Origin of the sequence: Nocardia halotolerans, from assembly GCF_042650145.1 — a bacterium.
Classification (GTDB): Bacteria; Actinomycetota; Actinomycetes; order Mycobacteriales; family Mycobacteriaceae; genus Nocardia; species Nocardia halotolerans.
Window position 1 is genome coordinate 1 of record NZ_JBHSDL010000001.1, and the last position, 12,672, is coordinate 12,672.

Annotated in this window: 11 protein-coding genes; 9 read left to right on the forward strand and 2 right to left on the reverse strand. The window is 69.8% G+C overall.

Annotation, left to right across the window (positions count from 1 at the left end; genetic code table 11):
• Window positions 1–284: 284 nt before the first annotated feature.
• Window positions 285–2,408, reverse strand: coding sequence for a RecQ family ATP-dependent DNA helicase (locus ACFO5K_RS00005; protein ID WP_378554995.1), 2,124 nt, complete (start codon window positions 2,406–2,408; stop codon window positions 285–287).
• 168 nt (window positions 2,409–2,576) lie between these two features.
• On the reverse strand, window positions 2,577–3,449 hold the full coding sequence (locus ACFO5K_RS00010) for a ribokinase (RefSeq protein WP_378554996.1): 873 nt from the start codon (window positions 3,447–3,449) through the stop codon (window positions 2,577–2,579).
• Window positions 3,450–3,722: 273 nt separating this feature from the next.
• Between ACFO5K_RS00010 and ACFO5K_RS00015 the strand changes: the two genes are divergently transcribed.
• The 9 genes from ACFO5K_RS00015 (at window position 3,723) to ACFO5K_RS00055 (ending at window position 12,653) form a co-directional block, all read left to right on the forward strand.
• Window positions 3,723–4,988 carry a glutamate-5-semialdehyde dehydrogenase gene (locus ACFO5K_RS00015; protein WP_378554997.1) on the forward strand — a complete coding sequence of 422 codons (1,266 nt, stop codon included), beginning with the start codon at window positions 3,723–3,725 and terminating at the stop codon, window positions 4,986–4,988.
• A gap of 2 nt (window positions 4,989–4,990) precedes the next feature.
• On the forward strand, window positions 4,991–5,863 hold the full coding sequence (locus tag ACFO5K_RS00020; protein WP_378554998.1) for an AAA family ATPase: 873 nt from the start codon (window positions 4,991–4,993) through the stop codon (window positions 5,861–5,863).
• A gap of 2 nt (window positions 5,864–5,865) precedes the next feature.
• Window positions 5,866–7,257 (forward strand): vWA domain-containing protein, encoded by a 1,392-nt coding sequence (locus tag ACFO5K_RS00025; protein ID WP_378554999.1) that lies wholly within the window; start codon window positions 5,866–5,868, stop codon window positions 7,255–7,257.
• 181 nt (window positions 7,258–7,438) lie between these two features.
• Window positions 7,439–8,290, forward strand: coding sequence for a hypothetical protein (locus tag ACFO5K_RS00030; RefSeq protein WP_378555000.1), 852 nt, complete (start codon window positions 7,439–7,441; stop codon window positions 8,288–8,290).
• 11 nt (window positions 8,291–8,301) lie between these two features.
• On the forward strand, window positions 8,302–8,946 hold the full coding sequence (nadD, locus tag ACFO5K_RS00035; RefSeq protein WP_378555001.1) for a nicotinate-nucleotide adenylyltransferase: 645 nt from the start codon (window positions 8,302–8,304) through the stop codon (window positions 8,944–8,946).
• Complete coding sequence (gene rsfS / locus ACFO5K_RS00040; RefSeq protein ID WP_378555002.1) at window positions 8,943–9,359, forward strand: ribosome silencing factor; 417 nt, start codon at window positions 8,943–8,945, stop codon at window positions 9,357–9,359. The genes nadD and rsfS overlap by 4 nt, the downstream gene beginning before the upstream one ends.
• A complete protein-coding gene (locus tag ACFO5K_RS00045) occupies window positions 9,356–10,015 on the forward strand; it encodes a histidine phosphatase family protein (RefSeq protein WP_378555003.1) in 660 nt (219 codons plus the stop codon). The genes rsfS and ACFO5K_RS00045 overlap by 4 nt, the downstream gene beginning before the upstream one ends.
• Before the next feature lie 1,072 nt (window positions 10,016–11,087).
• Entirely contained in the window at window positions 11,088–11,807 is a 720-nt protein-coding gene (gene octT, locus ACFO5K_RS00050; RefSeq protein ID WP_378555171.1) for a diglucosylglycerate octanoyltransferase, read from the forward strand.
• Window positions 11,808–11,810: 3 nt separating this feature from the next.
• Window positions 11,811–12,653: a DegV family protein gene (locus tag ACFO5K_RS00055; RefSeq protein ID WP_378555004.1), complete on the forward strand. Its 843-nt coding sequence runs from the start codon at window positions 11,811–11,813 to the stop codon at window positions 12,651–12,653.
• Window positions 12,654–12,672: the final 19 nt, after the last annotated feature.

The window sequence follows — 12,672 nt, forward strand, 5'->3', positions numbered from 1 at the left end:
GCGTTGCGTGGGTGCGTTTTGAGCGCTGGCTGGCAGCTCGGCCGCGAAGCGCTGCTTCGCGGCGGGACCCTCTTCGGGGGCGGGTTGTGCGGGGTTGGTTTTCCGTGCTGGTGCCTGGGGTTTGTGGGTCCAGGGTGGTGGGCCTGTGTTCGAGGCTCGCGTTGCCAGGTGCGTTTCGAGCGCAGGGTGGCGGGTCGGCCGCGAAGCGCTGCTGCGCGGCGGGGCCGGGCTCGGGTGCGGTCGTGTGGAGCCGGTGGTGCGGGATGACGTTGGGCTTTGTCCGGTCAGGTGGGGGTTGCCAGGGCGAAGGGGAGGACGGCGTCGGCGCCGCTGGTGCGCAGGGCGTGGGCGGCTACGGTCATCGTCCAGCCGGTGTCGGTGAGGGTGTCGACCAGCAGGATCGGGCCGTGCACGTCCGCGAGGTCGGGAATTTCCCAGGAGTCGAAGAGGCCGGCTACTCGGTGGGCCGAGTTCGCGGCCGAGACCGGGGGGCGGTCGGGGCGGTTGTGCAGGGTGCCGAGGTTGTCGAGCTTGCCGATCTGGGCCAGGCGGGCCGCGAGGCTGGTGGTCAGCTGGGGGTAGCGGGGTGATTCCAGGGCCAGCACCGCGCTCGGGCGGGTGGTCCAGTTCCAGTCGCGCAGCACTGCGACGCAGGCATCGAACACGGCATCGGGGACGGGGGCGTCGGGGCCGTCGAGCAGGGCGCGCAGGCGCTGACCCCAACCCAGGTCGGTGAGTCGGCCGAGGACTCGGCCGGTCTCGGCACCGCCGGTGATCTTGCCCGACAACGGGATTCCCAACTTCGCCATGCCACTGGGCCACTGTTTACGTGGTGCCAGATCGAGCCCTGGCCGGTCGAGGCGGGCTCGGGTGGCGGCCACGGCGTCGGCGTCGACGGTGGTGTCGGGGCTGGTGCCGGTGCAGTTGTCGCAGCGCCCGCAGTCGGCCTCCGCGGTCGCGAGTCCCTCGAGCCCGGGATCGTCGAGCTGGCGGCGCAGGAAGGCCATCCGGCACGTCGACGTCGACTGGTAGTCGATCATCGCCTGCTGCTCGGTCGCGCGGGCCTCGGCCAGACGCTCGTAGCGTTCGGTGTCGTAAGTCCAGTGCTGCCCGGTCGAGAGCCAGCCGCCGCGTACCCGCCGCACCGCACCGTCGACATCGAGCACCTTGAGCACCATTTCCAGCCGCGACCGGTTCAACTCGACCAGTGGTTCGAGCGCCACTGTCGACATCGGCCGGTCGGTGTCGAGCGCGTCGAGCACCGAGCGCACGATGTGCTCGCGGGGGAAGGCCACGGAAGCGAAGTAACTCCAGATTCGCGCGTCCTCGGGCCCGGGCAGCAGCACGACCTCGGCACGCGCGGTGCCGCGCCCGGCGCGCCCCACCTGCTGGTAGTAGGCGATCGGCGAGGACGGCGCCCCGACGTGCACCACGAACCCCAGGTCGGGCTTGTCGAACCCCATCCCGAGCGCCGACGTCGCGATCAGCGCCTTCACCTCGTTGTCCAGCAACGCCGTTTCCAGCGCCTCCCGTTCGGCCGGATCGGTTTGACCGGTGTAGGCGGCCACGGTGTGGCCGTGCGAATTCAGCACGTCGGCCAGATCGTTGGCCGCCGCCACGGTGAGGCAGTAGATGATGCCGGAGCCGGGCATCCGGTTCAGTTGCGCGCCGAGCCAGGCCGTGCGTTGCACCGCATCGTCGAACCGGACCACCGACAGGTGCAGCGACTCGCGGTCGAGGGTGCCACGCAACACCAGCGTGTCGGTACCGATCTGCCCGGCCACATCGGTGACCACCCGGTCGTTGGCGGTGGCCGTGGTCGCCAGCACGGGCACCTCGGACCCGAGATCGGCGATCAGGGTGCGGATGCGCCGGTAGTCGGGCCGGAAGTCGTGGCCCCAGTCCGACACGCAGTGCGCCTCGTCGATGACGACCAGCCCGGCGTCGGCGGCCAAGCGCGGCAGCACCTGATCGCGGAAGTCCGGGTTGTTCAGCCGTTCCGGGCTCACGAGCAGCACGTCGACCTCACCGTCGGCCACCCGCTGATGGATCTCGTCCCATTCGGTGACGTTGCCCGAGTTGATCGTCGCGGCCACCACACCCGCCCGTTCGGCGGCGGCCACCTGGTTGCGCATCAGCGCGAGCAGCGGCGACACGATCACCGTGGGACCGCGCCCCGCCCGGCGCAACAGCTTCGCGGCGATGAAGTACACCGCCGATTTACCCCAGCCGGTGCGCTGCACCACCAGCGCGCGCTTGCGCTGCACCACCAGCGCCTCGATCGCGATCCACTGATCCTCCCGCAACCGCGCGTCGGGGCCGGCCAGCTCGGTGAGCAGCTCCTCGGCTCGATCGCGCAGGTCAGGAGCCGTCAGGTCGAGCACATCGTTGCCTGCCGCTGTGGTCATGCGCCCCATGGTGCCTTGCCCCACCGACAAGTTCGACGGGCGGTACAGAAGCCGATGACGACGTGGTGCCGCAGCATCGCTGGGTGCGGCGGCGATGCTCGGACGCGCAGGCCCCGTCGCCTTCGCGTCGGTCGCGGGCCGAGGCGGTCGGCAGCGTCGGGCCTCCGCTCATGAAGAGCGGCGGATCGTCTCGATCTCTTCCCAGCCGGGAATGGAGGCGCTCGCGCCGGGTCGTGTCGTGGCCAAGGCTCCAGCGATGTTCGCCCATTTCACGGCCGTGTCGACGCCCTGCCGCCAGGTGGCGAGCAGTGCGCCGGTGAAGGCGTCACCCGCACCGGTCGTGTCGACCACGTCGACGGGTAGCCCGGCCACGGCGAGCTCGGTCCCGTCGGCGCCGCGATACAACGCTCCCTCCTCGCCCAGCGTGCGCACCACGTGCGGTACCTGTGCCAGCTCGGTGCGAAACTGTTCGAACTCCAGGGTGTTCACGATCGCGACGTCCACGGCCGCCCAGAGTTCGCCCGGAAGTGGCCGGACCGGCGACGGGTTCAGCGCGACGACAGTGCCCGACGCACGGGCACGGCGGGCGGCCTCGACCACGGTGTCGACCGGAATCTCCAACTGGCACAGCAGAATGTCGGCCGCCGCGATCGTCGCGAGTTCGGTGGGCGTCAGTTCGGTCATGCGCCCGTTGGCGCCCGTGACCACGATGATGCTGTTGTCCCCGGATTCGTCGACGACGATGGTCGCGACTCCGCTGGCACCGTCGACGCGGCGCAGCAAGGTGATGTCGACGCCTGCCTCCGACAGGGTGGTACGCAGCGTCTCCCCGAACGCGTCGTCGCCGGTCGCCCCGAGGAATCGGACCCGCGCACCCGACCGTGCCGCCGCGATCGCCTGATTCGCGCCCTTCCCGCCGGGAACCGTCGCGAACCCGGACCCCAGCACGGTCTCACCCCGCGTCGGCCTGCGCTCGGTGCTGGTCACCAGATCCATGTTGACGCTGCCCAGCACGACCACGGTCGGCGCATCGGAATTCATACCGGCCAACCTAGTTGCGACCGCGCGACCGCGGCCGGGTCCGAGCCACCGTGGCGGATGAGATTCGTCCGGTTTCGGGAGGTCGCGAAGCTGATCGGCGGGCCGGGCGGTCGGGCTGCGCGAGCCTGGCGTGGGTTCGGAGCAGTGCTCGATGAACGACTTCGTGTGCGGCGCAAGACCCTGTGGACAACTCTGTCCCGCCGCCGGTCGGAGCCGTATTCCGGGGTGCGGGTGGCGGCAAACGGCTCGACCGCACTGCGTACGCTGATACCCATGACGGTAGAAGTGACCCCCGAGCTCGACATCCGCGCCGCGGTGCACGACGCCGCCCGCAGGGCTCGCGTCGCGTCCCGGGTGCTGGCTCAGCTGACCACGGCGCAGAAGAACGACGCACTGCACGCGGCGGCCGACGCCCTGCTCGCCGCCGCCGATCGGATTCTCGCGGCCAATGCCGAGGACATCGCGACCGCGCAGGCCGCGGGCACCGAGGCGAACCTGCTCGACCGGCTGCGTCTCACCAAAGCCCGCATCGATGGGATCGCGTCGGGACTGCGGCAGGTCGCCGGGCTGCCCGACCCGGTCGGCGTCGTGGTGCGCGGCTCCACGCTGCCCAACGGTCTCGAGATCCGGCAGACCCGCGTGCCGCTCGGCGTGGTCGGCATGGTCTACGAAGCTCGTCCCAATGTCACCGTCGACGCGTTCGGTCTCGCGCTCAAATCGGGTAACGCGGCGCTGCTGCGCGGCTCGTCCTCGGCCGCGAACTCCAACGCCACTCTCGTCGAAGTGCTGCGCGAAGCCCTCGTGGCCCAAGGCGTCCCGGCCGACGCGGTGCAGCTGCTGCCCAGCCACGACCGTTCCAGCGTCACCCACCTGATCCAGGCGCGCGGCCTGGTCGACGTGGTGATTCCGCGCGGCGGCGCGGGCCTGATCAACGCCGTCGTCCGCGACGCGCAGGTGCCCACCATCGAAACCGGCACCGGCAACTGCCATGTCTACGTGCACTCGGCCGCCGACCTGGACATGGCCGAGGCCATCGTGCTCAATGCCAAGACCCGCCGCCCCAGCGTCTGCAATGCCGCCGAGACCGTCCTGATCGACGCCGCCGTCGCCGAGGCCGCGCTGCCGCGACTGAGCAAGGCGCTCGAGGACGCGGGTGTCACCATCCACGGTGACCTGCCCGGCCAGGTCCCGGCCACCGACGCCGACTGGGGCGAGGAGTACCTCACCCTCGACATCGCGCTGAAGGTGGTCGACGATCTCGATGCCGCCGTCGAGCACATCAACACCTGGGGTACCGGCCACACCGAGGCCATCGTCACCGCCGACCTGGCGGCCGCGCGCGAGTTCACCGGCCGGGTCGATGCGGCCGCGGTGATGGTGAACGCCTCGACCGCGTTCACCGACGGCGAGCAGTTCGGGTTCGGCGCCGAGATCGGCATCTCCACCCAGAAACTGCATGCCCGCGGCCCGATGGCACTGCCCGAACTCACCTCCACCAAGTGGATCGTGTGGGGCGACGGCCAGACTCGGCCGGTGTAGTCGTGACGCTGGTACAGGATCCGATCTTCACCTCCGTCGACGATGTCGTCGAACGGCTCGCCACCACCGGCTACCTGGCCGACAAGGCCACCGCCACCTCGGTGTTCCTGGCCGACCGGCTGGGTAAACCATTGCTCATCGAGGGTCCGGCCGGTGTCGGCAAGACCGAGCTGTCGCGCGCGGTGGCCGAGGTCGCCGGCGCCGAACTGGTCCGGTTGCAGTGCTACGAGGGCGTCGACGAGGCCCGCGCACTCTACGAGTGGAACCACGCCAAGCAGATCCTGCGGATCCAGGCGTCGAGCGAAAACGACTGGGCCGAAACAAAAGCCGACGTCTTCACCGAGGAATTCCTGCTCTCGCGCCCGCTGCTCACCGCGATCCGCCGCACCGAGCCGACGGTGCTGCTGATCGACGAGACCGACAAGGCCGACGTCGAGATCGAGGGCCTGCTGCTGGAGGTGCTCAGCGACTTCGCGGTCACCGTCCCCGAGCTCGGGACCATCACCGCCACCCGCAAGCCGTTCGTGGTACTCACCTCCAACGCGACCAGGGAACTGTCGGAGGCGCTCAAGCGCCGCTGCCTGTACCTGCACCTGGACTTCCCCGACGAAGACCTCGAGCGCCGCATCCTGGCCAGCCGGGTACCGCAGCTCTCGGCAACGGTCGCCGAGCAGCTGGTGCGGATCGTGCACGTGCTGCGCGGGATGCAGCTCAAGAAGTTTCCCTCGGTGGCGGAATCGATCGACTGGGGCAACACCCTGCTCGCGTTGGGCGCCGAGGACCTCGACGACGCCACTGTGCGCGCCACCCTCGGCGTGGTACTCAAGCACCGCAGCGACCATCAGCGGGCACTGGCCGAGCTGAAACTGAGCTGATCATGACCGCGCCGCCACCCCACGGCCTCGGCGGCCACCTCGCCGGTTTCGTGACGGCGCTGCGGGCCCGTGGGGTACCGGTCGGGCCGTCGGAAACCGTCGACGCGGGCCGGGTGCTCACCGTGCTCGACCTGCTCGACCGCGAAGCGGTGCGAGAAGGGCTGGCGTGTGCGCTGCTGCGTAGGCCCACTCACCGCGCCACCTTCGACGGACTGTTCGACCTGTGGTTTCCCGTCGCGGTGGGGCAGCGCAGCGCCGAAACACCGGAGCTGCCGCGCACGCCCGAAGGCCAGGTGGACATGGCCGCCCTGCGCGAACAGCTCGCCGAACTGCTCGCGAGCGAGGAGAGCGACACCCAGCTGCAACTGCTGGCCGGGCAGGTGGTCGAGCAGCTCGGGCAGTACCAGTCGGCCCGCGGACCTTCGTTCTCCGCCTATCAAGCCATGAAAGATCTCGCGCCCCAGACCTTGCTCTCGCGGGTGCTCGCGGGGCTGGCCCTGCCGCCGGATGCCGGTGACCGCGATACCGAGGTCGCGCGGCGGCTCGCGCGTGAACGGATCGCCGGGTTCCGGGCCAGTGTGGAAGCCGAGACCAACCGGCGCGTCGCCGAACAGATCGGCCGCGACCGGGTCGCCTCCTACGGGGTGGCCCGCCAAGCCGAGGACGCCGACTTTCTGCGCGCCTCCGAGCGTGAGCTGGCCGAACTGCGTCGCGGGACCCAGCGCTTGGCCCGCATCCTCGCCGCACGACTGGCGGTGCGGCGCAAACGCTCCCGCCGCGGTGAGATCGACCTGCGCAAGACCTTGCGCGCCTCGATGTCCACCGGCGGTGTCCCGATCGACCTGGTGAACCGCAAACCCCGCCCGGGTCGCCCGGAACTGGTTCTGCTGTGCGATATCTCGGGTTCGGTGGCCGGGTTCAGCAATTTCACCCTGTTGCTGGTGAGCGCACTGCGCGAACAGTTCTCCCGGGTACGGATCTTCGCCTTCGTCGACCGTACCGACGAGGTCACCGGATTCTTCGACCCACATGCCGGCCTCGACGACGTGCTGACCAGGATCTTCACCGAATCCCGCATCATCGACGCCGACGGCCACTCCGACTACGGCCAGGCTTTCACCAGCTTCGCCGACAATTTCGCCGACGCCGTCACCAGCCGCAGCTCCCTGCTGGTCCTCGGGGACGGGCGCACCAACTACCGCAACCCTCGCCTGGACACCCTGCGTGAACTGGCCGAGACCGCCCGCCACGCCCACTGGCTGAACCCGGAGCCGAAAAAGCTGTGGGGGACCGGTGATTCAGCGGCCCACGACTACGCATCGGTGATCGAGATGCACGAATGCCGATCGGCTCGCCAACTGACCGAGGTGGTCTCGCGGTTGCTGCCCGTCTGATGAGGGCCCCCGGGTGGGCCGAGGTGGACCACTTCAGCAGACGTTAAGCCCGTCACAGGTACGCACGACCAAGATCATCGCCATGCTGGCAGGGGCGTCGCGTGACGACGAGCGATCCGATCGACAGACATCGCCTGCACGGCAATTCACACCGGGCGCGGGCGCCCACGCTGCACGACGATTGGCGAGGTTGGCGGCCGCCCGGCTGGCCGACGCTCCGGTCGCGGCGGAGGAACAGTTGCGGCGTGCGCTGGTCATCGGTCTCGGTGCGCTCGGCGACCGTGAACTCGCGGCGATGCGTACCCAATTGGTCACCGCGATCGCGGCGCAACCACGACGCGACCCGGACCTCGCCCGTGCCGCCGTATCGGCCGCCACCTGCTGGCACCCGATTTCGGCGGCGGACTCGGCGCATCTGTGGATCGTCGCGGGGCGCGCGTGGCATCGGGCCGGCGAGCACGCGGAGGCGGTGAGCGCGTTCGACCGCCCGCTGCTGGGCGGGCACAGCAACTACCCACCCGGTGAGCTCGCGCAGGTCCGCGCCGAGTACGCGGAATCGCTGAACCACCTGGGTCGCTACCGTCAGGCCGCCTGGCAGTTCACCGAGGCCGCGCGACTGCTCGCGTCCCCGACCGCCGATCGTCACCGCCACGCCGACCTGGTGTGGTCGGCGGCGGTCGCCCGCGAGTGCTGCGGACAGGAACCCGAGGCCCTTGGCGGTTATCTGCGGGCCGCGGCCCTGTGGGGTGAACAGGGCAAGATCGTGGCGCGGGCCCGCTGCCTGCGCGCGGCCGCCTGGTTGCAGCTGCGCGGGCCGCGGGGCCGGACACGGGGACCGTGGTGGATGACGCTGGATGTACTGCTGGCCGAACTGCACCGGCATGTCGCCGCCGACCCGGCGGCTCACGTCACCCAGGAGCTGCGCCGGACCCGTGCCCAGCTCGCCCAGATGTGTGCCCAGGCCTCTGGGTCCGGCCCGGGTCACGCGGGCATGGAGCGGTCCGGTCCGCCGCAGTGGTGGTCGGCCCGTTAAGCTCGGACCCCATGCACGAGACAGCTCGGCCGCGACGCAAACTCGGCGTGATGGGCGGAACCTTCGATCCCATCCACCACGGCCACCTCGTCGCGGCGAGTGAGGTCGCGAACCGCTTCCACCTCGACGAAGTGATCTTCGTACCCACCGGTCAGCCTTGGCAGAAGGTCGGCAAAGAGGTCAGCCCGGCCGAGGACCGCTACCTGATGACCGTCGTCGCCACCGCGTCCAATCCGCGGTTCTCGGTCAGCCGCGCCGACATCGAACGCAACAAGGTCACCTACACCGTCGACACCCTGCGTGAGATGCAGAGCGCCCATCCCGATGCCGAGCTGTACTTCATCACCGGTGCGGACGCGTTGGCCAACATCCTGACATGGCAGGATTGGACCGAACTGTTCGAACTGGCGAAGTTCGTCGGGGTGAGCCGTCCGGGGTACGAGCTGAACACCGACCATCTCGAGGAGCATCTGCGGGATCTTCCCGCCGATGCCGTCACGATGATCGAGATCCCCGCGCTGGCCATCTCGTCGAGCGAATGCCGCCGCCGCGCCGCGGAGGGTCGGCCGGTCTGGTACCTCGTCCCCGATGGCGTGGTGCAGTACATATCGAAGCGGCACCTCTACGTGCCCGCAGGAACGGAAGGTAAGGCATGAGCGCCACCGCCGAAGCGGTCGAGATCGCCAGAGTCGCCGCACTCGCGGCCGACGACAAGCTCGCCACCGATGTAGTCGTCCTCGACGTGTCCGAACAGCTGGTGATCACCGACTGCTTCGTGATCGCCTCCGCGCCCAACGAGCGCCAGGTCACCGCGATCGTCGACAACGTCGAGGACAAGCTGCGCGAAGCCGGGCACAAGCCGGTGCGTCGCGAGGGAACCCGTGAGGGCCGTTGGGCACTGCTCGACTACGTCGACGTCGTCGTCCACATCCAGCACAACGACGAGCGCAATTTCTACGCACTCGAGCGCCTGTGGCGCGACTGCCCGACGGTCCCCGTCGACGGCATCGCCGCACCTACTGCTCCGGCCGCCGACGACGACGCGCAGGCAGAGGCAGACAGCGAGTGAGCAAGTACGCCCATGTGCGCACGCTGATCCTGCTGCGGCACGGGCAGACCGAATGGAACGCCGCCGACCGGATGCAGGGCCAGATCGACACCGACCTCACCGAGCTCGGTCGTCAACAGGCCAAAGAAGCTGCGCGCGAACTGGTTTCGCGTAACGCCATCGCCATCCACGCATCCGATCTGCGTCGTGCCAAGGAGACCGCGCAGGCACTCGGCGACCTCAGCGATCTGCCGGTCGTCACCGATCAGCGGCTGCGGGAGACCAGCCTGGGCGACTGGGAGGGCTTGACCCACCTCGAAGTCGACGCCGACTACCCCGGTGCGCGCGTGCAGTGGCGCCTGGACGCCACGTACACACCTCCCGGTGGCGAGAGCAAGCTCGAGGTGGGGGCGCGCTCGCTGCCGGTGGTGCGCGAACTGTACAACGACCGGCAGGATTGGCCCGGTCGGACTATCATCCTGGTTGCGCACGGCGGGCTGATCGCGGCCCTGACAGCCGCGTTGCTGGATCTGCCTCCGGAGAATTGGCCCGCCCTCGGCGGTTTGGCCAATACCAGCTGGGTGCAGTTGTCCAGCCACGGCCCGGATGTCGATCGGCCCGGCTGGCGCCTCGATGTTTGGAACGCAGCGGCGAAGGTAGCTCCCGATGTCCTCTGAAGAGCCCGTCCGATCGGTACCGGACGAACTGTTCGAGCAGGTGACGGCCAAGCCCGGACGGCAATTGCCGGACGCGCTGTTCGGCCCGCCACCGGCCCGGCCCCAGCGCCCCGAGCGTGAGGAGCCGATCCGTTCGGTACCGGACGAACTCTTCAAACGTGTCACCGCGCGCAGCACCCGATCGCTGCCCGATGCCCTGTTCGGCCCGCCCCCCGAACCGGCCGTGATCCCTGCCGCGCCGATCGACTCGCCGGCCGTCGCCATCGGATCCGGTTCGGCGGCAGGCGATTCCGATGCCGAAGCGGTATCCGGCGATGCTGATGCCGTCGCGCCGGCGGTTGCCGACGGCGTGGACAGTGTCGATGCGGCTGCTGAGGGCGTGGACGCTGACAGTGTCGGCGCGGTTACTGACGGTGTGGACAGTGTCGGTGCGGCTGTGAGCGGCGTGGACAGTGTCGGCGCGGTTGCTGACGGCGTGAAAAGGGTCGGCGCGGTTGCTGACGGTGTGGACGGTGTCGGCGCGGCTACCAGCGGTGTGGACGTTGCCCGCACGGCGTCCGTCGGCGCGGGGACTTCGGGTGTCACATCGGATTCGACCGTGTCGGACGCTGATAGCGCGGCTGCCGGCGCAAAAGTGCCGCCCGTGCAGGAGTCCGACTCGGCGGCCGCTGCCGTTCTGGACGCGAGTACCTCTGCGGCTGCGCCGTCGGCTGCCGTGCACAGCGCAGTCACCTCCGTGATTTCCAGCCCTGACTCCACGCCTCCGGTGGCCCATCCCGTCGAGCAGGCCACGCCCGATGCGGCTGTGGCCGCACCTACAATGCCCGATGCGTCGACGGTGGAGTATGGGGTCAGCGACGCACAGGCAGCTACCTCCGGGAGCACCGCGCCCGATACGGAGTCGGCTGCCGCCCCCACTGGACTCGCTCCTGCGCCGGCCGTGCCCGGGATCGGCGACGCGAAACCTGATGCCACCGCCACTCTCGTCGACAACGCTGTCACACAGGCGGACTCGTTCACCGTGGCCGAAGCCGACAGCGCGTCGATCGAGCCCCAGGCGGGATCGGCAACAGTGGAACCGGCGTCGCCGCGACCGGTGTTGCTGGTGATCGCGGACTCCCTGGCCTACTTCGGCCCGAAGGGCGGCCTGCCCGCAGATGATCCACGGATCTGGCCGAACCTGGTGGCGGCCGAACTGGATTGGGATGTCGAACTCGTCGCCCGGATCGGGTGGACCTGCCGCGACGCCTACTGGGCGCTGATCGGTGACCCGCGGGTGTGGGCCGCGGTCCCGCGCGCCGGCGCGGTGGTCTTCGCGGTCGGCGGCATGGACACGCTGCCCTCTCCGCTGCCCACCGCGCTGCGGGAGATGATCCGCTACATCCGGCCGCCCCGGTTGCGTCGCGGTGTGCGTGCCTCCTACAACTGGTTGCAGCCGAAACTGTCGAAACTCGGTCGCCCCGTTGCCCTTCCGCCGCGGGTGAGCGTCGACTACCTCGAGCAGTCGCGTGCGGCCCTGGCACATCTGCGTCCGGAGTTGCCCGTGGTGGCGGTTCTGCCGTCTGTGCACCGGTGTGCGGCCTACGGTCGCGTGCACCGGGGGCGGGCCCGCGCGGTGAAGGCGTTGCAGGCGTGGTCGGGACGTACCTCGGTGCCGCTGGTCGACCTCGGTGCCGCCGTGCGCGATGACATCGAGTCGGACTCGGCGAACCCGGACGGCATCCACTGGGGCTGGGCCGGGCACACGGCGGTCGCCACGGCGATGACCAAGGCGCTGCAGGAGGTCCGGTAGTCCGTGGCCGTTGTGGTGGTCACCGATTCGGCGGCCGGGTTGTCCGCCGACCTCGTCGCCGACCTCGGCATCGAAGTGGTGCCGCTGCATGTGCTCGTCGGCGACCGGCAGATCCGTGAGGGTGTCGAACCGGTCGAGATCGACTACAGCGCGGACTCCGTCACGACCTCGGCGGCCTCGCCGGGCGAACTGCGCGAAGTCTACGAACGGGCCATGGCCCGCAGCGGTGGTGACGGTGTGGTGGCCGTGCACCTGTCGCGCCGACTGTCGGCGACCTGGGAGGCCGGGCGGCAGGCCGTGCAGGACATGGGTGGCGAAGATCAGGTGCGCCTGGTCGATTCGCTCGGTGCCGGGTTGGCGACGGGACTGCCTGTCCTCGCTGCCGCCCGCCGGGCACGAGCGGGGCAGGCACTGGACGTGGTCTACGAGTGCGCCGTGAGCGCGGCCGCCCGCGCTCGCACCTTCATCCTGGTCAACCGCACCGAGCAACTGCGCAAAGGCGGCAGACTGAGCAGCGCAGCGGCGTTCTTCGGCAGCGAGCTGGTGTCGAAACCGCTGCTGCAGTTGGTAGAAGGCAAGCTCGAACTGCGCGAGAAGGTGCGGACCCGATCGCGCGCGTACAGCAAGCTGGTCGCCGCCGCGGTGGAGGCGGCAGGCGACGGCGGGGCGACGCTGGGTATCCAGCATCTTGGCGCGCCCGAAGTGGCGGAAACCATTGCGGCGCAGGTGCGTGAGCAAGCGCGCGAGGTGGCCGAACTGCACGTCGTCGAATTCGGGCCCACCCTCGGTGTGCATCTGGGTGTGGGCGCGCTCGGTGTGGTGGTGCTGCCCGGCGAGTGTCGCTGAACCGGGCTCTACGATGCAC

Excerpts from the sequence above, each read along its gene's own strand:
- ACFO5K_RS00005 (WP_378554995.1), bottom strand. The coding sequence starts at position 2,408 with ATGACCACAGCGGCAGGCAACGATGTGCTCGACCTGACGGCTCCTGAC.
- ACFO5K_RS00010 (WP_378554996.1), bottom strand. The coding sequence starts at position 3,449 with ATGAATTCCGATGCGCCGACCGTGGTCGTGCTGGGCAGCGTCAACATG.
- ACFO5K_RS00015 (WP_378554997.1), top strand. The coding sequence starts at position 3,723 with ATGACGGTAGAAGTGACCCCCGAGCTCGACATCCGCGCCGCGGTGCAC.
- ACFO5K_RS00025 (WP_378554999.1), top strand. The coding sequence starts at position 5,866 with ATGACCGCGCCGCCACCCCACGGCCTCGGCGGCCACCTCGCCGGTTTC.
- nadD (WP_378555001.1), top strand. The coding sequence starts at position 8,302 with ATGCACGAGACAGCTCGGCCGCGACGCAAACTCGGCGTGATGGGCGGA.
- rsfS (WP_378555002.1), top strand. The coding sequence starts at position 8,943 with ATGAGCGCCACCGCCGAAGCGGTCGAGATCGCCAGAGTCGCCGCACTC.